Source organism: Priestia sp. TRM10, assembly GCF_057808375.1.
Window position 1 is genome coordinate 223,175 of sequence record NZ_JBJZOT010000016.1, and the last position, 20,670, is coordinate 243,844.

At 37.3% G+C, this 20,670-nt stretch carries 24 protein-coding genes; 18 read left to right on the top strand and 6 right to left on the bottom strand.

All coding sequences use genetic code 11. The features are described 5' to 3' along the window. The first annotated feature begins 9 nt into the window (after window positions 1–9). Entirely contained in the window at window positions 10–825 is an 816-nt protein-coding gene (gene recX, locus ACK3CR_RS25265) for a recombination regulator RecX (RefSeq protein WP_488976281.1), read from the top strand. A 152-nt stretch (window positions 826–977) separates the two neighbouring features. Further along, window positions 978–1,301 (top strand): YfhH family protein, encoded by a 324-nt coding sequence (locus ACK3CR_RS25270; RefSeq protein ID WP_019390605.1) that lies wholly within the window; start codon window positions 978–980, stop codon window positions 1,299–1,301. Window positions 1,302–1,347: 46 nt separating this feature from the next. Here the strand turns inward: ACK3CR_RS25270 and ACK3CR_RS25275 are convergent, their stop codons facing one another. Together ACK3CR_RS25275 and ACK3CR_RS25280 are read right to left on the bottom strand one after the other, a co-directional pair. Beyond that, window positions 1,348–1,512, bottom strand: coding sequence for a YpzG family protein (locus ACK3CR_RS25275; RefSeq protein WP_243514969.1), 165 nt, complete (start codon window positions 1,510–1,512; stop codon window positions 1,348–1,350). 33 nt (window positions 1,513–1,545) lie between these two features. Then, window positions 1,546–1,704, bottom strand: a complete 159-nt coding sequence (locus tag ACK3CR_RS25280; protein WP_019390607.1) for a small, acid-soluble spore protein K — start codon at window positions 1,702–1,704, stop codon at window positions 1,546–1,548. 126 nt (window positions 1,705–1,830) lie between these two features. On the opposite strand from ACK3CR_RS25280, the gene ACK3CR_RS25285 reads away from it, so the two are divergent. After that, window positions 1,831–2,100 carry a YfhJ family protein gene (locus ACK3CR_RS25285; RefSeq protein ID WP_061802465.1) on the top strand — a complete coding sequence of 90 codons (270 nt, stop codon included), beginning with the start codon at window positions 1,831–1,833 and terminating at the stop codon, window positions 2,098–2,100. A 24-nt stretch (window positions 2,101–2,124) separates the two neighbouring features. Here the strand turns inward: ACK3CR_RS25285 and ACK3CR_RS25290 are convergent, their stop codons facing one another. Then, window positions 2,125–3,105 (bottom strand): metal-dependent hydrolase, encoded by a 981-nt coding sequence (locus tag ACK3CR_RS25290; RefSeq protein WP_243514966.1) that lies wholly within the window; start codon window positions 3,103–3,105, stop codon window positions 2,125–2,127. A gap of 352 nt (window positions 3,106–3,457) precedes the next feature. On the opposite strand from ACK3CR_RS25290, the gene mutY reads away from it, so the two are divergent. Then, window positions 3,458–4,555: an A/G-specific adenine glycosylase gene (mutY, locus tag ACK3CR_RS25295; RefSeq protein WP_488976282.1), complete on the top strand. Its 1,098-nt coding sequence runs from the start codon at window positions 3,458–3,460 to the stop codon at window positions 4,553–4,555. A 32-nt stretch (window positions 4,556–4,587) separates the two neighbouring features. Here mutY and ACK3CR_RS25300 read toward each other — a convergent pair whose 3' ends face one another. Beyond that, window positions 4,588–4,812 carry a hypothetical protein gene (locus tag ACK3CR_RS25300; RefSeq protein ID WP_124051563.1) on the bottom strand — a complete coding sequence of 75 codons (225 nt, stop codon included), beginning with the start codon at window positions 4,810–4,812 and terminating at the stop codon, window positions 4,588–4,590. 152 nt (window positions 4,813–4,964) lie between these two features. Between ACK3CR_RS25300 and fabL the strand changes: the two genes are divergently transcribed. The 10 genes from fabL to nikC all read left to right on the top strand — a co-directional run bounded on the left by fabL (window position 4,965) and on the right by nikC (window position 14,673). Further along, a complete protein-coding gene (gene fabL / locus ACK3CR_RS25305) occupies window positions 4,965–5,714 on the top strand; it encodes an enoyl-[acyl-carrier-protein] reductase FabL (protein ID WP_019390612.1) in 750 nt (249 codons plus the stop codon). 69 nt (window positions 5,715–5,783) lie between these two features. Continuing rightward, window positions 5,784–5,960 carry a gamma-type small acid-soluble spore protein gene (locus ACK3CR_RS25310; RefSeq protein WP_488976283.1) on the top strand — a complete coding sequence of 59 codons (177 nt, stop codon included), beginning with the start codon at window positions 5,784–5,786 and terminating at the stop codon, window positions 5,958–5,960. 183 nt (window positions 5,961–6,143) lie between these two features. Continuing rightward, window positions 6,144–6,407, top strand: coding sequence for a YgaB family protein (locus ACK3CR_RS25315; RefSeq protein ID WP_040060651.1), 264 nt, complete (start codon window positions 6,144–6,146; stop codon window positions 6,405–6,407). A 225-nt stretch (window positions 6,408–6,632) separates the two neighbouring features. After that, entirely contained in the window at window positions 6,633–7,172 is a 540-nt protein-coding gene (ntdP, locus tag ACK3CR_RS25320) for a nucleoside tri-diphosphate phosphatase (protein WP_243514955.1), read from the top strand. A gap of 48 nt (window positions 7,173–7,220) precedes the next feature. Beyond that, window positions 7,221–8,963, top strand: a complete 1,743-nt coding sequence (locus ACK3CR_RS25325) for an ABC transporter ATP-binding protein (protein ID WP_328123879.1) — start codon at window positions 7,221–7,223, stop codon at window positions 8,961–8,963. Window positions 8,964–9,111: 148 nt separating this feature from the next. Next, entirely contained in the window at window positions 9,112–10,122 is a 1,011-nt protein-coding gene (locus tag ACK3CR_RS25330; protein ID WP_019390617.1) for an ABC transporter ATP-binding protein, read from the top strand. Then, on the top strand, window positions 10,097–11,065 hold the full coding sequence (locus ACK3CR_RS25335; protein WP_243514945.1) for an ABC transporter ATP-binding protein: 969 nt from the start codon (window positions 10,097–10,099) through the stop codon (window positions 11,063–11,065). Before ACK3CR_RS25330 ends, ACK3CR_RS25335 begins: the two co-directional genes overlap by 26 nt. Before the next feature lie 40 nt (window positions 11,066–11,105). Then, entirely contained in the window at window positions 11,106–12,683 is a 1,578-nt protein-coding gene (locus tag ACK3CR_RS25340; RefSeq protein ID WP_488976284.1) for an ABC transporter substrate-binding protein, read from the top strand. A gap of 68 nt (window positions 12,684–12,751) precedes the next feature. Then, a complete protein-coding gene (locus ACK3CR_RS25345) occupies window positions 12,752–13,759 on the top strand; it encodes an ABC transporter permease (protein ID WP_243514939.1) in 1,008 nt (335 codons plus the stop codon). 14 nt (window positions 13,760–13,773) lie between these two features. Beyond that, the gene (gene nikC, locus ACK3CR_RS25350) at window positions 13,774–14,673 is read left to right on the top strand and encodes a nickel transporter permease (RefSeq protein WP_243514937.1); all 900 of its coding nucleotides are present in this window, start codon (window positions 13,774–13,776) and stop codon (window positions 14,671–14,673) included. A gap of 29 nt (window positions 14,674–14,702) precedes the next feature. On the opposite strand, the gene ACK3CR_RS25355 is transcribed toward nikC, so the two are convergent. Next, window positions 14,703–15,788, bottom strand: coding sequence for an FUSC family protein (locus tag ACK3CR_RS25355; RefSeq protein ID WP_019390622.1), 1,086 nt, complete (start codon window positions 15,786–15,788; stop codon window positions 14,703–14,705). Window positions 15,789–16,104: 316 nt separating this feature from the next. Further along, complete coding sequence (locus tag ACK3CR_RS25360; protein WP_488976286.1) at window positions 16,105–17,391, bottom strand: glutamate-1-semialdehyde 2,1-aminomutase; 1,287 nt, start codon at window positions 17,389–17,391, stop codon at window positions 16,105–16,107. A gap of 154 nt (window positions 17,392–17,545) precedes the next feature. On the opposite strand from ACK3CR_RS25360, the gene ACK3CR_RS25365 reads away from it, so the two are divergent. From ACK3CR_RS25365 to bcp, 4 genes are read left to right on the top strand one after another with little or no spacing between them, the layout of a single operon-like run. Then, window positions 17,546–18,559 (top strand): ABC transporter ATP-binding protein, encoded by a 1,014-nt coding sequence (locus ACK3CR_RS25365; RefSeq protein WP_061802478.1) that lies wholly within the window; start codon window positions 17,546–17,548, stop codon window positions 18,557–18,559. Continuing rightward, window positions 18,552–19,343 carry an ABC transporter permease gene (locus tag ACK3CR_RS25370; RefSeq protein ID WP_243514921.1) on the top strand — a complete coding sequence of 264 codons (792 nt, stop codon included), beginning with the start codon at window positions 18,552–18,554 and terminating at the stop codon, window positions 19,341–19,343. Before ACK3CR_RS25365 ends, ACK3CR_RS25370 begins: the two co-directional genes overlap by 8 nt. Before the next feature lie 6 nt (window positions 19,344–19,349). Beyond that, window positions 19,350–20,135, top strand: coding sequence for an ABC transporter permease (locus tag ACK3CR_RS25375; protein WP_243514919.1), 786 nt, complete (start codon window positions 19,350–19,352; stop codon window positions 20,133–20,135). Between the two features lie 48 nt (window positions 20,136–20,183). Then, complete coding sequence (gene bcp / locus ACK3CR_RS25380) at window positions 20,184–20,648, top strand: thioredoxin-dependent thiol peroxidase (RefSeq protein WP_488976287.1); 465 nt, start codon at window positions 20,184–20,186, stop codon at window positions 20,646–20,648. Window positions 20,649–20,670: the final 22 nt, after the last annotated feature.

The window sequence follows — 20,670 nt, forward strand, 5'->3', positions numbered from 1 at the left end:
TGAACCGAAATGCCTGTTGTTACTAAAATCACAACACAAAAGAAGAATACTGAGCGCTATAATGTTTTTTTTGATTACGGAAAAGGTGAAGAATATGCGTTCAGCGTTGATGAATATGTACTAACAACTTTTGCAATTAGAAAAGGACAAAACTTAACAGACGACGAAATTGCCGAAATTCAATATGAAGATCATGTTAAAAAGGCGCATAATTTAGCTCTTACCTATTTATCATACCGCATGCGCTCCGTAAAAGAAGTTCAGCAGTATTTACAAACAAAAGAAATGGGTGACGACGCAATCCGTCGTGCAATTGAGAAACTGCTTGAATATCGGTATCTTAACGATTTAGAATTTGCGAAAGCTTACGTTCGCACAAACATGCGAACAAACTCAAAGGGTCCTGGACTTTTAAAGCAAGAGCTGATTGAAAAAGGAATTACAGGTTCTGATATTGAAGAGTCTCTTCTTGAATATGATGAAGAGCTTCAGTTGGAAAATGCCCTTAAGCTGATTGAAAAAACGAGAAAGAAAAGCCAGAAGCAGTCTGAAAAGATGATGAAGCAAAAAGCTAAAACCACCCTGCTTACAAAAGGATTCGATCTTTCTCTTATCACAAAAGCACTTCATGAAGTCTCTCTTGAGAAAGATGAAGATGAGCAGTGGGAAGCCTTAAAAAAACAAGGCGAAAAAGCTCATCGACGCTATCGTAAATATGAGGATTTTCAATACACACAGAAAATGAAAACTCATCTTTATCAAAAAGGCTTCCCACTTGAACAAATAAACAAGCTTCTTGATTATTTAGCCCAGCAAAATGACTAACTATATGTTATTTATGCGATCTTTTGCTACAATTTAAACAATAAAGAAGCCTTCAAAGCTTCTTTATATAGGAAAAAAGGTTTTGTAACCTTTACCACGTAATGATGTTATTAAAACAATCATATAAACAAGAGGGGAAGAAGGGGTCGAAGATGGAGAAAAGATATAGTGAGTACACAGAATATGAGTTAAGGCAAGAAATTAGTCAGCTTGGTGAGAAAGCTCGGAAAGCGGAACAACTTGGGATTGTGAATGAGTACGCTGTATTAGAGAGAAAGATGGTTCTTGCCAAAGCCTATTTGTTAAATCCTGATCATTTCAAACCTGGGGAAGTTTATGAAATCGAAGGGGATCCTGGCCGTTACTTCAAAATTGATTATTTAAATGGCGTTTTTGCATGGGGAGTTCGTACAGATGAACCTCACAAAGAAGAAGCGCTGCCTATTTCTCTTTTGAAACAAAGCGAAAGCATGTAAGAGCTTGTCTTACATGCTTTTTGCTTGTTCATTTTATCTGAGGGAGTTACGACTGATATTTGCGCATTTGTTTTTCTAACACAATTAATCCTTGAGTTTGTTGAGTTTCGCCATTCACTTGTGAAGACGCATGTTTTGGACTCGACCATGCTTGTTGAAATGGGTTTTGATAGCCTTGATTTGAAAATCGATTTCGTCTATTTTTTCCCACTGTGAGCACCTCCAGAATTATGTTTCGTTAGAGTTAATAATCCGCGCGTTCATTAGAAGCACGCATGCGTTCAGCCGGATGCGTATTAGTTGTTCCATCTGCTCGTTTTGACGCATATTCAGCTTTTGCTCGCGGTTCACCTTCAAATTTGTTATTATTTTGATTTGGGAATCCTTTTGCTTTATTTCGCATCGTGCGTTCGCCCCCTTGTTAGAAGTAACGTGCATAAAGAACATCCTTATGCACGTTTAGTATATGCTATAAGCTTAGCGTGATATGTAACCAGATATTGCCCTAGAACAGAAAGGAAATGAGAAAATGGAAGATATTTTTGAGCGTTTAACAACAATGTTGTTAGAGAAGAACGATAGCCTATCATATGCCAAAGCACGAACATGGATTGAGCTTTTATGGGAAGACTTTGAAGCAACATATGCTAAAGCAGGTCGGGAGTATAAAGGACAGGAGTTAACAGAGCAGATTGTAACAAACTGGATTAATCATTATGGACCGAGACTGCACGAGTTCAAAACAAGCAATCCAAAATTTAAAGCGCTAATGGATAGTAAAGATGATTTAAAACATTAAAAAGAAGTGGAAACCCACTTCTTTTTAATTTGGTAAATAATCTAGTTTTTTACGGAGTTTCTTTTCACTAAAGATCCATCCTGTATAGGAACAGATGATATTTAAATCAAAATCAAGCTGAACAACGGCTACGAACGGATAATATCCTTTGCTTCGATAACGAAGATCAATAAAGCGTACTTCAATATGATCGCTATACTCTGCAGTCTCGAACCTGTATATAGGTGAGAATGAAAGGAATGCTGATAAGTTTTCATCTTGTTTTGCTGCTTCCATAAGCGCTGATGAAGGTTCTTCCATCCGGTCAAAAACATCATGGACTTTGATTTCTCCGTTTGTGGCATTTCCCACATAAAAGTGATTTTTAGCAATGATAGCGAGATGCCAACGATTGAAACGCATTGTTGGTGAAATAATAATCTTTTCTACATTTGGAAGTTGTTTTTTAATTTTATGACGCAAGGTAAGATTCATTGCAATTCGGATAAAATAGTAGACGATAATAACGCCAAAAACCGTAATAAAGGTTGGACCAGGACTTCCACCAATAGCCCAAATGATTATGCCAATGATATGGATAGTGAAAAAGTACGGATCAAACGTATTGATAATCCCAAGCGCTACCCACTTTTGAGAAAAGGGTCGAAATGCCTGTGTTCCATAGGCATTGAAAATGTCGACAAAAACGTGAATAATGACTCCTATAAATGTCCACATCCATAAATCAAAAAGGTGGGCATCTCGAAAAAGTAGATGCAAAATAAATGTAATAAGAAGCGGCCATAGAAGAACGGCAGGAATCGAGTGAGTAATCCCGCGATGGTTCCGAATGTATTTAGCGTTGTTTCTTAATTTCAATATCGTATCAATATCAGGAATAAGTGATCCTGCAATAGCTCCTATCATAACAGCTTCTTTCGTATCTAAATGAGAAGAAACAGTCGGATCTAGCGTTGCTAATCCTCCTAAAGCAATTCCCATAACAATATGTGTTCCAGTATCCAAAAAAAGACCTCCTAATCGTTCGGTTCTAACAGGTCGTAACAAATATATGTTAGGCTAAATTCTCGTGATTCATGTTATTATTTAAACAATTTGCTGTATTGCAAATTGGATTATGTGGATTATAACGCTTTTGAACTCTGTTCATCAAGTTTCATTGTAGCTTTGGTGTATAGGTGACAACTTATGGAAGCTTGTTACCTATAGTGTTTAACAAGAAGAAGCATTATATAGAAGAAAATATTGTAATTATTACACGCTTTTATTATCTATATTAAACAGACAATAGAATGGAATGGGAAGAAATGAAGAATCCCTATATTCATATTTATCATAATACCTCGGAGGATAGCACATGAAACAAAGTAAAGAAATTGTAAAGGATTTTAATATAGCAAAATTTCAAGAAGATTTGATTGGTTGGTTTACAGCAGAGCAGCGTGATTTACCGTGGCGCCAAGATAAAGATCCGTACAAAGTGTGGGTATCTGAAATTATGCTTCAACAAACAAGGGTTGATACTGTTATTCCTTATTTTAATAATTTTATAAGTAAATTTCCAACACTTGAACATTTGGCTGATGCTGATGAAGAAGACGTATTAAAAGCATGGGAGGGGCTTGGCTATTATTCCAGAGCGCGCAATCTTCAGCATGCGGTTAGGGAAGTGCGCGACGAGTATGGTGGCATTGTGCCTGAAACAAAAGACGAAGTGTCTAAGCTAAAAGGAGTTGGACCATATACAACAGGAGCTATTTTAAGCATTGCCTACGGCGTCCCAGAACCTGCTGTTGATGGAAATGTAATGCGTGTTCTCTCCCGTATTTTGTTTGTATGGGAAGACATTGCGAAGCCAAAAACACGCAAGCTTTTTGATGAACTTGTTTATGCCATAATTTCGCATGAGAATCCCTCTTTTTTTAATCAAGGATTGATGGAACTTGGCGCTCTTATTTGCACACCAAAGTCTCCAGCCTGTTTACTTTGTCCTGTTCAGGAACATTGCAGGGCATTTGAAGAAGGCACACAAAAAGAATTGCCAGTTAAGACAAGTAAGAAATCTGTAAAAGCTGTGGAACTTGCAGCAGCAGTGTTAACAGATGAAAGTGGGAAAGTTCTTATTCATAAAAGGTCAAGTAAAGGACTGCTTGCAAATTTATGGGAATTTCCAAATGTTGAAATTCAGAAAGCTCTTTCTAAGGAAGAGGAATTAACAGCATTCTTAACAGAAAAATATGGGGTGGAAGCTGAAATAGGACAGCCTTTTACAACAATTAGTCACGTTTTTTCACATCTTACATGGCATATTACAGTCTACGAAGGAAAGATTAGAGGGAAAGTAGAAGAGAGCGAAACCCTCAAACTTCTTACATGGGAAGAAGCAGAGCAATACGCTTTTCCTGTTTCACATCAGAAAATGAAGAAGGCATTTAAGGAACGTCAACAAGATTAAACCCTACCCGAGCTTTCTCGGATAGGGAAGTATTAGTCATACACTATTTCAGTTCCATGCGTATAGTCGCCTTCTCTGCGATGAAGGCCACCGCGATTTTGGATTTCATTCATAATTTGACGATGAATCGTTTGTCCTTCACTATTAAGATAGGGCATGATTTGTTGAAGAGAGTGATGAAAGTAAGCAAGTTCGCTGTCTTTCCACTCCTCTTTCCCTATCATTGAAAGAGCAGTCATATCGCGTCCAACATACATAATGGGCGTCCCTCCATACACGTGTTGTGAAATTTATGAGCCTTGTGCGTGCTCGTTTTATTTTTACAACAATGCTTGTGTCTTATACACGGTAAGCATTACAATAAAATAGCAAATTAAGATGATTAATGAATTTAAAATGAGGTGTCATGATGGAAAATAAAGTAGCTTTAATAACAGGAAGTAGTCGTGGAATTGGCAGAGCTACAGCATTACGTTTAGCAAAGGAAGGGTATGACATTGTTGTTAACTATGCACGTAGCAAAAGCGCAGCCCTTGAACTAGCCGCTGAAATTGAAAGCATTGGACAGCGTGCATTAGTTGTGAAAGCAAACGTTGGAAAAGTGGAGAAAATTAAGGAAATGTTTGCTGAAATTGATCACACTTTTGGCCGTCTTGACGTTTTTGTAAGCAATGCAGCATCAGGTGTTCTTCGTCCAATTATGGAAGTTGAGGAAACGCATTGGAACTGGACAATGGATATTAATAGCAAAGGTTATTTATTCTGTGCTCAAGAAGCGGCAAAAAGAATGGAAAAAACGGGCGGAGGTAAAATTGTTACAATTAGCTCGCTTGGTTCTATGCGCTACTTAGAGAACTACACGACAGTGGGAGTTTCAAAAGCAGCTGTTGAAGCTTTAACACGTTACTTAGCTGTTGAGCTTGCACCGAAGAATATTCAAGTTAACACAGTTTCAGGTGGTGCTGTAGACACGGAAGCATTAAAGCATTTTCCAAACCGTGAAGAGCTTTTAAACGATGCAAGAGAAAATACACCTGCAGGACGTATGGTTGAAATGGATGACATCGTAAATACAGTTATGTTCCTTTTATCTGAAGGAGCAAGCATGATTTGTGGACAAACAATCATTGTTGATGGTGGTCGTTCACTGCTTGTGTAAAAAAAATAAATAATTTTGGATAGTTCTTTCACCTTCTGGACATATTAATTTTCGTGGAGGTGAAAGACAATGGCAAAGAAAAATCAAAACCAAACAACAGCGGGTACTGACGTTCAACATGTAAAACAACAAAATGCTCAAGCTAACCAAGGCCAATATGGCACTGAGTATGCTGCTGAAACTGATGTACAACACGTGAAGCAACAAAACGCTCAAGCTAACAAAAATAAAAACCAAAACAGCTAATTTGTAATTTCAAAAGACACTTCCTTCATTCGGATAGGAAGTGTCTTTTTCTGTGACAAAACTTGTCTAAACTTTACATATCTCGGCAAAGGGAAAAGCATGTTAATCAAGAATTAAACTAGTGAAGTAAGTCGCAGGACGTGAAGCATCTACCCATACTAATGATAAAGTGGAGGGAAACGCGTGCAAAAATTTGATCAGTTAGTTGTGAAGCAAATGAAGACAATGGATGAGCTGTTGTTTATTCAATCAGAAATAGAACGTTGCCAAGAGATTGAAAGAGAGCTTTTAGTGCTTCAAGAAGAAACAAAATTAAATTCTTTGCAAGAAGAGATTTCAATCATGAAACAGCAGCTGAAGGATATTCAGACAACGTTTCAAAATCAAACTGCATCAATTATCGAAACGTATGAAAAAGAAGCGGTAGAAGAACCGCTTTTTAAATAGGTAAAAAGGGGGCGTCTGGAGTGAATTGTTTGCTCTAGGCACCCCCATTTGTTTTAATTTGTTCTCCAAAAAGTTATAATGGTAAAGAGCCTATGTAGTTACGAACGAATAATTGTAGTTATTAAACAAGGTAGACGAAAAGTGGACAAGGGAGAACTCCAAAGCAGTACATAAAAGATTCATAAACAAACGAGAAGAGTTCTAAAATAGAAAGAAGGGGAAAAAATGATTCAACCAGCGGAAGGAGAGCCAATTGAAATCCAAAGCTATAAGCATGATGGCCATATCCATCGCATTTGGGATGAAACGATGATTTTAAAAGGTACCCAAACGCTTATGATTGGTGGCAATGATAGAACGGTTGTAACAGAATCGGATGGTCGGAAATGGGTGACACGAGAACCCGCAATTTGCTATTTTCATTCTCAGCATTGGTTCAATGTGATTGGCATGATTAGAGAAGACGGTATCTACTACTATTGCAACATTAGCTCGCCATTCATTTTAGAAGAAGGTGCATTAAAGTACATTGATTATGATTTAGATATTAAGGTGTTTCCTGATATGACCTATACAATTCTTGATGAAGATGAATATGAAGAGCATCGGAAGAAGATGAATTATCCACTTGTCATTGATCGAATTTTAAAATATAACCTAGAAAATTTACAAAACTGGATTCGACAAAGAAAAGGACCGTTTGCACCAGACTTTATTGATATGTGGTATGAAAGGTATTTAACATATCGAAGACCGCGCATTTAACCTGTTCCCTTTCTGGCAGGTTTTTTCTATATATGAGGGGGGCCTTGTTTGAGTAGCATAAAAAGATACTTTGTATTTGTAAAACCATATAAATGGAAAATTGTTGCAACAATTATTATTGGTCTTGTTAAATTCTCTTTTCCTCTTATCATCCCGCTTATTTTAAAATACGTTGTTGATAATATTTTAGGAGGGAATACTCTTTCAGACAGTGAAAAATTAACAAGACTCTTTTACTTAATGGGATTTATGTTTGTTATATTTGGCCTTCTTCGTCCTCCTGTTGAATATTATCGTCAATATTACGCACAGTGGGTGGCTAACAAAATTTTATACGATATTCGAAGAAAGCTTTTTGATCATATTCAACGTCTAAGCATGCGTTTTTACGCAAATACGAGAGTTGGAGAAGTGATTTCAAGAGTAATCAATGATGTGGAGCAAACGAAAACCTTTGTTATTACAGGACTTATGAACGTTTGGCTTGATACAGCAACTATTTTTATTGCGATTGCTATCATGTTTACAATGAATGTGAAATTAACTATTGTATCGATTGTCTTATTTCCAGTCTATGCTTTCACTGTTAAATACTTTTACGGCAGGCTGCGTCATTTAACTCGCGTCAGATCTCAAGCTCTTGCAGAAGTGCAAGGTCATCTCCACGAAAGAGTGCAAGGAATCTCGCTTATCAGGAGTTTTTCAGCTGAAGAACATGAGGAAAAAGAATTCGATAAGCATAACAGTAATTTTTTAAAACGAGCTGTTGATCATACAAGTTGGAATGCCAAAACATTTGCAGTTATTAACACAGTAACAGATCTTGCCCCTTTATTAGTAATTGGTTATGCAGGTTATTATGCTATAAAAGGCGGCTTAAGTGTGGGAACGATGGTTGCCTTTGTTACATATATTGATCGTCTCTATAGCCCGTTACGCCGGCTTGTTAACGCTTCAACAACTTTAACTCAAGCAATTGCTTCAATGGATCGTGTTTTTGAATTTATGGATGAAAAGTACGATATTGAAGATAAGCCGGACGCAAAAGAATGTAAGAATATTAAAGGAAGAGTAACTTTTGAAAATGTCTCTTTTTCTTATGAAGATGAAGAAGTGCTTCATAACATTTCTCTGGATGTGCCAAGTGGAAAATCAACCGCATTTGTTGGAATGAGCGGAGGAGGAAAATCCACAATTATTAGTTTAATTCCTCGCTTTTACGATGTAAGTAAAGGGGTTTTGCGCATTGATGGAGAGGATATTCGTTCTTTCAAAGTAAGAAGCTTGCGCGACCAAATAGGAATTGTTATGCAGGATAATGTTTTATTTAGTGATTCTATTCGTGCCAACATTGCTTTTGGAAACCCAGAAGCAAGTGAAGCGGAAATTATCGAATCCGCTAAAGCAGCAAATGCTCATGACTTCATTTTAGAACTTCCTGAAGGATACGATACAAAAGTGGGAGAACGAGGTGTCAAGCTTTCAGGAGGTCAGAAACAACGTATTGCGATTGCTCGCGTATTTTTGAAAAACCCACCAATTCTTATTTTTGACGAAGCAACTTCTGCACTTGATTTGGAAAGTGAACACATTATTCAAGAAGCCGTTGAAAAGTTAGCAAAAAACCGTACGACATTCATTGTTGCTCACAGATTATCTACGATTACACATGTAGACGAAATTGTTCTTGTAGAAAATGGAAAAATTAAAGAAAGAGGATCACATGAGGAGCTAATGAAGAAAAAAGAAAGTTACTATAGTCTCTTTAGCGTGCAACAACTAGATGGATAAAAATGTCGAAAACTTATTTAAGTTTTCGACATTTTTTTACACCTACTTAAAAACTTTTGTATTATAATTTTCTCAACTGTAATTTTCTGATAAGTCAGAAAATTACAGTTGAGGATGGTTTCTAAATTATTATATAAGGAGTGAGGCTGTGGAATCAGAAAAAGTGATTGATGTACAGAACTTGCGCATCTCTTTTAAAACAGAAGATGGCAGGGTGCCAGCAGTTGATGGCATTACGTTTCATATTAAAAAAGGCGAGATTTTAGGAGTAGTAGGCGAATCAGGTTGTGGTAAAAGTATTACATCTCTATCGCTTATGAAACTTGTCCCTGAGCCCCCAGGTATTGTTGAAGCAGATTCTATGCTGTTCAATGAGATCAACCTTATGAACCTTTCAGAAAAGCAAATGCGAGAAATACGAGGAGACGACATTTCAATGATCTTTCAAGAGCCTATGACGTCCCTTAACCCTCTTTTTACAATTGGCTCACAGCTCACTGAAGCAATACGCATACATAGAAAATGGAGTAAGAAGCAAGCGAAAGAGCGGGTTTTGGACATGCTGAAACTTGTTGGTCTTCCTCGAGTTGAAGAGCTTATAAAAAACTATCCACATCAGCTTTCTGGAGGAATGAGACAGCGTGTAATGATTGCGATGGCTCTTTTATGTGATCCGAAGTTACTTATTGCAGATGAGCCAACAACAGCTCTTGATGTAACCATTCAAGCTCAAATTCTTCAGTTAATGAAAGAATTAAATGAAGAATTAAATACAGCAATTATGCTTATCACTCACGACCTTGGAGTTGTTGCTGAAGTGTGTGATCGGGTCATGGTTATGTATGCGGGAAAAATTATTGAAGAAACAGACGTTCTTACCCTTTTTAAAAACCCAAAACATCCGTACACAAGGGGCCTCATTAAATCTGTTCCTGACAAAAGAATAAAGAAAGATCGGTTGTATTCTATTCCTGGTAATGTTCCTAAGCCAGGATCTATTAAACAAGGTTGCCATTTTGCTAGTCGGTGTGAATTTGTAACAGAGCGATGTCTTATCGAAACCCCACCTATTTATCATCTTAAAAACTATCATAAAGTACGCTGTTTCTTACATGAAGAGGAGGGGGTTAGAGATGAGCAAAGCATTGCTACAAGTTAATGGTCTCAAAAAGTACTTTCTAAATAGAGAAGGAATATTAGGAAGAAAGGTTGGCAATGTAAAAGCAGTTGATGATTTAAGGTTTGAGGTATATGAAGGTGAAACCCTTGGGATTGTAGGAGAAAGTGGATGTGGGAAATCAACGATGGGCAGATTATTGCTGCGCTTAATTGAGCCAACAGAAGGTAGTGTTACCTTTCAAGGAAAAGAGGTTACAAATCTCTCTAAAAAAGCTGTTCGCTCACTGAGAAGAGATATGCAGATGGTTTTTCAAGATCCATTTGCTTCGTTAAATCCCCGCCATAACGTTGAGAAAATTTTAGAAGAACCGCTTATTGTTCATGGAATTGGTTCAAAAAAAGAACGGAAGAAAAAAGTACAAGAGATGCTTGAAATAGTAGGTCTCAGCGGGTATCATAGCAAGCGCTATCCGCACCAATTTAGCGGCGGCCAAAGACAAAGAATAGGAATTGCCAGAGCTTTAATGACGAACCCTCGTCTTATTGTTGCAGATGAACCTGTTTCAGCGCTCGACGTTTCTATTCAATCGCAAGTGTTAAATCTGATGGAGCATTTACAAAAAGAATTTGGACTTACATACATCTTTATTTCTCACGACCTTGGCGTTGTTCGTCATATTAGTGACAGAGTTGGAGTGATGTATTTAGGTCAACTTGTAGAGCTTACAGACAGTGAACGTCTTTATGAGAAAGCTTTTCACCCTTACACAGAAGCGTTGCTATCTGCTGTTCCTGTTCCAGATCCAGAAGCCAAAAAAGAGCAAGTTGTTTTAAATGGAGATTTACCAAGCGCATCTGATGCCCCAGTTGGCTGTGCTTTTCATACGCGCTGTCCTAAATGTATGGATATTTGTAAAGAAAAGCGTCCAATTTTTAGGGAAGTAGAAGAAAAACATTATGTAGCCTGTCATTTGTATGAATAAAAATGACGGAATTTTTAAAATATTATACGAGGTGAAGGAAATGAGGAAAAAGAAATGGTCGTTTGGGTTACTGGTCTTATCGTTGGCAATTGTGATGACTCTTGCCGGTTGTAGTAATTCGGAGAAAGCAGATGGAAATGGGGAGAAAGGTAGCACACTTGTATTTGCTCGCGGCGGCGATTCTGTTTCTCTTGACCCAGCAATTACGACAGATGGTGAGTCATTTAAAGTGACTCAAAATATATTTGATACGTTAATACTATTTGGAAAACAGAATACAGAGCTTGAACCAGGTCTTGCAACAGAGTGGAGTACCTCTGAGGATGGATTAACGTATACGCTTAAATTACGTGAAGGTGTTAAGTTCCATGATGGTACAGACTTTAATTCAGAAGCTGTAAAGGTGAATTTTGAGCGATGGAAAAGTGGAAATGAAGAAAAATTTTATTACTATAATTCGCAATTTGGAGATGTGATTGAGCAAATTAATACACCTGATGAGTACACGGTGGAATTTAAATTAAAGCGTCCTCTTGCCCCATTCTTTAAAAACTTAGCAATGTCTCCATTTGCAATCGCCTCTCCAAAAGCTTTAAAAGAGCAAGGAGATAAGTTTGGAGATCATCCTGTTGGAACAGGAGCATTTAAGTTCAGTGAGTGGAAACGTAATGACCGCATTACAGTTACAAAAAACGAAGATTACTGGAACGAAGGACGTCCGAAATTAAACGAGGTCATTTTTACGGTTATTCCAGAAAACTCAGCTCGTCTTAATGCGCTAAAAACGGGGGAAGCAGATTTAATTGATGGAGTAAACTTCAGTGAAGTAGAATCTATCGAAAATGACCCTAACTTAAAAACATTTTTCCGTCCGTCTCTAAACGTAGCGTATGTTGGATTAACTACAAATCGTGGCCCGTTAAAAGATAAAAAAGTTCGTCAAGCTTTGAACTACGCAGTTGATAAAGAAGCATTGCTGAAAACATTTTATGCAGGAGAAGGACAGGTAGCGGCTAACCCAATGCCTCCAGTTGTTGAAGGATACAATAAAGATTTAGAGCCATATCCATATGATCCTAAAAAAGCAAAAGAAATATTAAAAGAAGCAGGATATGAAGATGGATTTGAGATTGAACTATGGGCAATGCCTGTTCCACGCCCATATATGCCAGATGGTCAAAAAATTGCAGAAGCTGTTCAATCTAACTTTGCAGATATCGGGGTAAAAGCCAATATTAAAACGTATGAATGGGCTACGTATTTAGAAAAAGCCCGCTTAGGTGAAGCAGATAGTTTTCTACTAGGCTGGACAGGAGATAATGGTGATGCAGATAACTTCCTCTACGTTTTACTTGATGAAGATGCAATCGGAAGCAACAATTACACGTATTATAAGAATCCAGAGGTCCACGAACTGCTCATTGAAGCACAATCAACAATTGATAAAGAAAAGCGCAATGAACTCTACAATAAAGCGCAAGAAATTATCAAAGATGATGCTCCGTGGATTCCACTTGTACATTCTAAACCAGCTCTTGCAGGAAACAAGACGATTGAAGGATTTGCTCCACATCCAACAGGGTCAGATCGTTTAGATACAGTTGAAATTAAAGAATAGACAATTTAAAAAGGGAGTAAATTTATTTACTCCCTTTTTGAAATTTAAGAGGGAGGAGAAGAAGTAAAGTGATTACGTATATTATTCGACGTTTATTAATGCTTGTTCCAGTCCTAGTTGGACTATCTCTTATTGTCTTTTTTATGATCCGAGCTATTCCAGGAAATCCTGCTCAAGTTATTTTAGGACAGCTTGCTACAAAAGAAGCTATCGATTCCTTAACGAAGGAGCTTGGTTTAAATGAGCCATGGTATACTCAGTACTTTCACTATATCGGAAATCTTTTAACAGGTGATTTAGGAGAGTCATTACGGACTAAAAACCCGATTAGTGAAGAGCTTTGGCCATATCTAACAGCAACACTAGAGCTATCTCTTGTGGCCATTATTATTGCTATTGTTGTTGGGGTAAATGCAGGAATTATTAGTGCTTGGTTTCAAAATTCTTGGTTTGATTATAGTGCAATGCTTCTTGCTCTTATCGGCGTATCAATGCCAATCTTTTGGCTTGGTTTAATGGAACAATGGTTGTTTGCAATTCAGTGGGATCTATTGCCTACTGCAGGCCGTGAAGATATTCGAAACCCAATTGACTCCATAACAGGGTTATACATAATTGATACTCTTGTTCAAGGAAAATGGGATCAATTTGCTGTTGTTATAAAACACTTAGCGTTACCAAGCGTTGCGCTTGCAACAATTCCGATGGCTATTATTGCTCGTATTACACGTTCAAGTATGCTTGAAGTTATGCGCTCTGATTTTATTCGAACTGCAAGAGCAAAGGGACTCCGCATGTTTTGGGTTGTTTATCGACACTCTTTAAAAAATGCCGTGATTCCGATTCTTACGGTAATTGGTTTACAGTTTGGAGTGTTGCTTGGAGGAGCTATTTTAACAGAAACAATTTTTAGCTGGCCTGGGATTGGACGTTATATTTATGAAGCAATTGGATATCGTGATTATCCTGTGATTCAATCTGGAATTCTTATTATTGCTCTCCTCTTTGTATGTATAAATTTAATCGTTGATTTGCTGTATACAGTTATTGATCCAAGGATTAAATATAACAAATAAAGGAGGATCAACAAATGGCAGAATTAATGAAAAATAACCTTTTACCACCTGAACCTCCTATTGTAAAAGAAACATCTTCTTCTTTTCGAGAAGGGTGGCGCAGTTTCAAGAAAAATAAACTTGCTTTAGTAGGAGGTACAATTGTTCTGTTTTTTATTCTCTTAGCGATATTTGCTCCTGTTATTGCTCCTGAAGGGGTAAATGAGCAAAAATTGCAAGAACGACTCCAGGCCCCTTCAAGTGAGCATTGGTTTGGAACAGATGATTTTGGGCGAGATGTATTTTCACGCGTACTGCACGGAGCAAAAACATCACTTTGGGTTGGCTTTTTTTCTGTAATGGGCTCTATTATTATCGGGAGTTTTCTTGGGATTATAGCAGGTTATTATGGAAGAATTGCAGACGCTATCATCTCACGGATATTTGATATTTTACTTGCTTTTCCAAGTATTTTATTAGCCATTGGAATTGTAGCAGTCCTTGGTCCATCTTTACAAAATGCGTTAATTGCCATTGCTGTCATTAATATACCGAACTTTGGTAGGTTAATTCGTTCAAGAGTGTTAAGTGTTAAAGAAGAAGAATATATTTTAGCAGCGAAAGCAATTGGTATGTCAGATCACCGCATTTTATTTCATCATGTGCTGCCAAATAGCATTACGCCTATTATTGTACAAGGAACACTTGCAGTTGCAACAGCTATTATTGAGGCAGCTGCGCTTGGCTTTTTAGGGCTTGGGGCACAGCCACCGAATGCGGAATGGGGAAGGATGCTAGCGGATTCTAAGCAATACTTAATTCAAGCTCCTTGGACAATGATTTTTCCAGGGGTAGCTATCATGCTGGTTGTTTTAGGGTTCAATTTACTTGGAGATGGATTACGAGATGCACTTGACCCAAGAATGAAAAACTAAAAAAGCACGTGTCAGCTGACACGTGCTTTTTAATTTTCTTCTTCACCACTAATCTCAAAAGAGTTTTCCGTTGTATGATAGCTTTGAAAGCTATCGATAAGCAAATCAAGATGTTCAAGTTCTTCTCCATATTCGATGATAGAAGCAATGAGCGGAAAAAGATTATACAGCATTTTATTTTCATCTTCATCTTCAAGAAGCTTATATTTCATAAATGTATCAATAAGCCCACGTTTCCCTGTACAAGAAGGGTCAATCGCTTTATGCGGTTGCTGAGCACGAACTTTTCCAATAAATTTTAGCAGAGTTTGTTCATGGTAGCTTAAAATGTACTCTATTTGCTCTTTTAACACTGTTTGAAACTTCTCTGGCATGTGATGAATATCATTGCCAAGTCTATGCAGCAAACGTAGTGTTGTTAATGCTCTTTTTGTTGTAAGCAACATTTGGCGAAATAAAACAAGTTTACGAGATTTTACATGAGCATTTTTCTTAGAGTATTTTCGTTCTTCTTTATAAAAATCAAACGTTTGTTCAGTTTGTTTAAGGCGATCATCAATTTTTTCAATATCTTCTTTCAACAGTGTATATGCGGAAGCTTCTCTTAAGGTCATTCGAATCCATTTAATAATGTCTTCTGTTATGTGTGTCAACTTATAATAAAGTTTTGTCTCATATTTAGGTGGTAGAAAAATAAAATTTACGATAAAGGCTGATAATACTCCAAGCATAACAGTACTAAATCTAAGCAAAGCATAATCTGTTGATTCAATCGTTGTGCTTTCCATAATCGCAATAACTGTTACTAGAGAAAGCGGAATAATATTTTGGGATTTTAGACGCAAGTTGATTGTAATAACTAGAATAGCCGTCAATCCAATTACAACGGGATGATTCCCTAGTGTAAGAGAAAAGATAACCGCTACTAAAGCTCCAATAATGTTTCCTTGAAGCTGATCTAAAACCGTTAAATAAGAGCGATAAATAGATGGCTGAATCGCAAATATAGCTGCAATCCCTGCAAATGCAGGCGCTGATAGTCCAAGCAGCTCTGCTAAAAATAAGGCAAGTGTAATTGCAATTCCTGTTTTGAAAATACGAGCACCAAGTTTCATGGTGAGAGTTAATGACATTCCCTTCGTAATAAAGTTTTTCTCTGAAACCACATTATAAATCATTTGGTAAAAAAAGAAAGTCTGACTTTTATTATCTTTAAAAAACAGCCAGCGTTTCTCTGCTAAATAGAGAAGAAGGAGCGCTCTATAGCTTTTAGAAAATAATTTTTTCTTTTAGTAATTGCTAAACAATAACCTACTATACAAGGTTTAGGAGAGGATATCAAGAGAAAATCTTCAACAAAAAACACCATTTTTAGACGATGATAAAAAAACACCTCTAGAAAGGTTTCTAGAGGTGTTTTTGGTTAGTTACTTACAGTTGACTGAAAGCTTTTTCAACCGCTATTAACGTTTTTGTAATATCTTCTTCTGTATGAGCTATTGTTAAAAACCAAGCTTCATATTTAGAAGGAGCAAGATTAATGCCTTCGTTTAGCATAAGCTTAAAGAATTTTGCAAACATCTCTCCGTCTGTATTTTCAGCTTGTTCATAGTTCACTACAGTTTCATTTGTGAAGTACACTGTAAGAGCACCTTTTAAACGGTTGATCGTAATAGGAACATTGTATGTTTTGGCATGGGCGGCAATTCCTTCTTCAAGCATTTCACCCAATTGATCAAGACGTTCGTAGACGCCTTCTTCTTGCAGTACTTCTAGACAAGCAATTCCAGAAAGAATAGAAGCTGGATTACCTGCCATTGTGCCTGCTTGATAAGCAGGTCCAAGCGGTGCTACTTTTTCCATAATATCTTGACGACCGCCATAAGCTCCGATTGGAAGTCCGCCTCCAATAATTTTTCCTAGAGCAGTTAAGTCTGGTTTGACTCCAAGTAAATCTTGAGCTCCTCCATACATAAAGCGGAATGCTGTGATAACTTCATCATAAATAACAAGCGCTCCAGCTTCATGAGCAAGGTCATTTACAGCTTGTAGGAAGCCTTCTTTTGGTTCTACAATTCCGAAGTTCCCAACAATCGGTTCTACCAGAACACCCGCAATTTCGTCTCCCCATTTTGCAAGAGCTTCTTTAAACGGTTCAATATCGTTAAATGGAACGGTAATAACTTCTTTTGCAATACTTTTTGGAACTCCGGCAGAATCAGGTGTTCCAAGTGTTGAAGGACCAGAACCCGCTGCAACAAGAACAAGGTCAGAGTGACCGTGATAGCAGCCAGCAAATTTAATGATTTTGTCACGTCCAGTATAAGCACGAGCAACGCGAATCGTCGTCATTACGGCTTCTGTTCCAGAGTTCACGAAGCGTACTTTATCTAAATTCGGCATCGCATCTTTTAACATTTTCGCAAATTTGACTTCATGTGCTGTTGGTGTTCCATATAAAACCCCATTTTCAGCAGCTTCTGTAATGGCTTTCGTAATATGCGGATGTGCATGACCTGTTATAATCGGTCCGTACGCTGCAAGGTAGTCAATGTATTGGTTGTCATCAACATCCCAAAAGTAAGCGCCTTGTCCGAGCTTCATAGCAACGGGGATACCGCCGCCAACTCCTTTATACGAGCGAGAAGGACTATTTACGCCCCCAACAATATGTTCAAGTGCTTCGCTATGTAATTTTTCAGAATTTGTAAATCTCATAAATGATGCCTCCTAGAGCATTAAAGTTTCTTCTTCTATTCTAGCAAACTTTTGCCTTTATGTACTAGAGGGAGCAATCTTACCATTTGTGTAGATGCGTCTTATTGGTTACACTAACGTATGGTAAATAGTAAAAAGAGATGGAGGAGTGAAGATGAAGGAAATTATTGAAGTAAAAGGCTTACGTAAAGAATTTAAAGCGTATGCAAATCGTTCAGGCTTAAAAGGAGCTTTTCGCGATCTTTTTACTCGTCAATATAAGATTGTTCCTGCTGTTGATAATGTATCAATGTCAATCAAGCAAGGAGAGATGGTTGGTTATATTGGAGAAAACGGCGCAGGGAAGTCAACAACAATAAAGATGCTAACAGGCATCTTAACCCCAACAAGCGGCCATGTGCGTGTAAATGGAATGAATCCACATAAAGAAAGAGAGAAATTTGCTCAAACGATTGGAGTTGTATTTGGGCAGCGTTCGCAGCTTTGGTGGGACATTGCGGTTCAGGAATCTTTTCGTCTCTTGAAAAAAGTATACAAAGTATCTGACGAAGATTATAACGAGCATATGAACCATGTTATTGAAACACTTGATATTGGACCACTTTTAGACAAGCCAGTCCGAAAGCTTTCCCTTGGTCAACGTATGCGATGTGAGCTTGCAGCTGCACTTATTCACAATCCACCATTGCTCTTTTTGGATGAACCAACAATTGGATTGGACGTACTTGTAAAACTAAAGATTCGTAAGTTTCTTAAAGAAATTAACGAAAAACATAAAACAACGATTTTGCTTACCACCCATGATTTAGCTGACATTGAAGCCCTTTGTGAGCGCGTTATTATGCTTGATGAAGGAAAAGTCATTTATGATGGTCTTCTAGACAAGCTGCGTACAAACTGGGGCGAGCAAAAGCAAATTTCGTTCCAATTTACAATCCCACCGCTTCACGCTGACTTAATCAAACTAACGAAAGACCTTGATGTATCTTGGTTTAGTGGTGATCACCCAGACGTATATGTTGCTCATGTTGGTACAGATCAAGATATTATGTCCGAGCTCATTGGTAGAACAGTTGGGGCATACCGAATTCAAGATATGAGCATTGAAAAAATCTCTACAGAAGAAATTATTCGCAACATTTATGAAGAAGGTGTTGTGAGTGGATAAGTATATTGAAATGATTCGCATCCGTTTTTTGATGATGCTTGCTTACAGAACAAACTACTATAGCGGAATTTTAATTTATGGAATCAATATTGGTGCCTATTATTTTCTTTGGTCTGCGATTTATGGTGGAAAAGGAAATATTGAAGGGTTATCGATTACGCAGATGGTAACATATGTAGCTGTTTCATGGATGGCAAGAGCTTTCTATTTTAATAATATTGATCGTGAGATGGCAACAGAGATTAAGGAAGGAAAAGTAGCAGTAGAACTCATTCGTCCATATAGTTATCTTGGTATGAAAACAATGCAAGGGCTTGGTGAAGGTCTTTTTCGCTTTTTCTTCTTTTCGATTCCAGGTCTTATTATCGTTTATTTTATCTTTCCGATTGAATTTTCAGCGAGTCCACTAACATGGGGACTTTTCTTGCTTTCACTCGTATTTAGCTTCTTTATTAATATGCAAATTAACTTGCTTACTGGAATTACCACGTTCTTTTTATTTAACAACGATGGATTAATTCGAGCAAAACGAGTTGTTATCGACTTATTTTCAGGATTGCTTTTACCAATCAGCTTTTATCCTATTTGGGCACAAAATATTATGGGGTACTTGCCTTTTCAAGGGATTAGCTATATTCCGAGCATGATTTTCACAAATGGATTCAAAGGAGCAGACGTTTATCAAGGATTGCTATTTCAGGCGCTTTGGTCTGTTGTTTTATTAATTCCAATTTCTTTAATATGGTGGGCCGCTCGTAAGCGTCTCGTCATTCAAGGAGGGTAGAGAAAAATGTTTTACTTCTCAATATTTTTTCAATATATCGGTCAATATATGAAAACAAAGCTTCAATATCGCTCGGATTTGTTCGTTGGAATTTTATCTGATTTGTTGTTTCAAGCCGTTAACTTAGTATTTATTCTCGTTGTGTTTGGTCATACACAGCTTTTACATGGCTGGTCACGAGATGAAATTATTTTTATATACGGATTTTTCCTTGTCCCATTTGCTATTTTCTCTACCTTTTTTAACATTTGGGACTTTAATGAACGATACATTGTAAAAGGAGAAATGGATCGGATTTTAACGAGACCTATCCATAGCCTTTTTCAAGTTATATTAGAACGCATTGAACTTGAATCTCTCTTTGGAGCCGTAACAGGTTTAGCGGTTATGATTTATGCAGGATCGCTTCTTGATCTTCCGTTTCATTGGTATGATCCATTTATATTTCTGCTATTTGTCATTGGGGGAGCTCTTGTTTATGGAGGTATCTTTATTTCACTAGCTACAATTGGCTTCTGGTCTGATGCTAGAACCTCGATTATGCCAACAATGTATAATATCGGAAACTATGGACGTTATCCTGTAGATATTTATAACAACGTTATCCGTTACATACTTACATGGATTTTGCCGTTTGCATTTGTTGGTGTTTATCCTGCTGCATACTTCTTAAAACGAGAAGAATGGTATTGGTATTCGTTTTTAACGCCTGTTGTTGGCTTAGCTTTCTTTATTTTGTCTATTGCTTTATGGAATACAGGCGTAAAAAGATATAGAGGAGCAGGAAACTAACTGAAGTATGCTATAGTATAAAAAAATAAGTTTAGGAGGTCTTTTTTTATGACATTAAATTTAGGAGAAAAAGCACCTGAGTTTTCACTACCTTCAAATACTGGAGAAGAAGTTAAGCTTTCTGATTTTGAAGGGAAATTCGTTGTGCTTTATTTTTATCCAAAAGATATGACTCCAGGATGTACAACAGAAGCTTGTGATTTCCGCGATCAGCATGAAAGTTTTAAAGAGCTTGATGCTGTAATTTTAGGTATTAGTCCTGATCCAGTTGCACGTCATCAGAAATTTATTGATAAGTATGATCTTCCATTTTTACTTCTAGCAGATGAGGAACATAAAGTTGCTGAACTTTATAACGTATGGAAGTTAAAGAAAAACTTTGGTAAAGAATATATGGGAATTGAACGATCTACGTTTGTTATTAATAAAGAGGGTGAACTTTTGAAAGAATGGCGCAAAGTTCGTGTTGCAGGTCATGTTGAAGAAGCCCTTCAATTTATTAAAGAGCAATAAAAAATAAAAACCGCTGTGAATC

Bases quoted from the DNA above. Each gene is read 5' to 3' on its own strand.
- ntdP (WP_243514955.1), top strand. From the start codon at position 6,633: ATGATTCAACCAGCGGAAGGAGAGCCAATTGAAATCCAAAGCTATAAG.
- ACK3CR_RS25270 (WP_019390605.1), top strand. From the start codon at position 978: ATGGAGAAAAGATATAGTGAGTACACAGAATATGAGTTAAGGCAAGAA.
- ACK3CR_RS25375 (WP_243514919.1), top strand. From the start codon at position 19,350: ATGTTTTACTTCTCAATATTTTTTCAATATATCGGTCAATATATGAAA.
- recX (WP_488976281.1), top strand. From the start codon at position 10: ATGCCTGTTGTTACTAAAATCACAACACAAAAGAAGAATACTGAGCGC.
- ACK3CR_RS25355 (WP_019390622.1), bottom strand. From the start codon at position 15,788: ATGAAACTTGGTGCTCGTATTTTCAAAACAGGAATTGCAATTACACTT.
- ACK3CR_RS25280 (WP_019390607.1), bottom strand. From the start codon at position 1,704: ATGCGAAATAAAGCAAAAGGATTCCCAAATCAAAATAATAACAAATTT.
- bcp (WP_488976287.1), top strand. From the start codon at position 20,184: ATGACATTAAATTTAGGAGAAAAAGCACCTGAGTTTTCACTACCTTCA.
- ACK3CR_RS25300 (WP_124051563.1), bottom strand. From the start codon at position 4,812: ATGTATGTTGGACGCGATATGACTGCTCTTTCAATGATAGGGAAAGAG.
- ACK3CR_RS25360 (WP_488976286.1), bottom strand. From the start codon at position 17,391: ATGAGATTTACAAATTCTGAAAAATTACATAGCGAAGCACTTGAACAT.
- ACK3CR_RS25310 (WP_488976283.1), top strand. From the start codon at position 5,784: ATGGCAAAGAAAAATCAAAACCAAACAACAGCGGGTACTGACGTTCAA.
- nikC (WP_243514937.1), top strand. From the start codon at position 13,774: ATGGCAGAATTAATGAAAAATAACCTTTTACCACCTGAACCTCCTATT.
- ACK3CR_RS25285 (WP_061802465.1), top strand. From the start codon at position 1,831: ATGGAAGATATTTTTGAGCGTTTAACAACAATGTTGTTAGAGAAGAAC.
- ACK3CR_RS25335 (WP_243514945.1), top strand. From the start codon at position 10,097: ATGAGCAAAGCATTGCTACAAGTTAATGGTCTCAAAAAGTACTTTCTA.
- ACK3CR_RS25340 (WP_488976284.1), top strand. From the start codon at position 11,106: ATGAGGAAAAAGAAATGGTCGTTTGGGTTACTGGTCTTATCGTTGGCA.
- mutY (WP_488976282.1), top strand. From the start codon at position 3,458: ATGAAACAAAGTAAAGAAATTGTAAAGGATTTTAATATAGCAAAATTT.
- fabL (WP_019390612.1), top strand. From the start codon at position 4,965: ATGGAAAATAAAGTAGCTTTAATAACAGGAAGTAGTCGTGGAATTGGC.
- ACK3CR_RS25365 (WP_061802478.1), top strand. From the start codon at position 17,546: ATGAAGGAAATTATTGAAGTAAAAGGCTTACGTAAAGAATTTAAAGCG.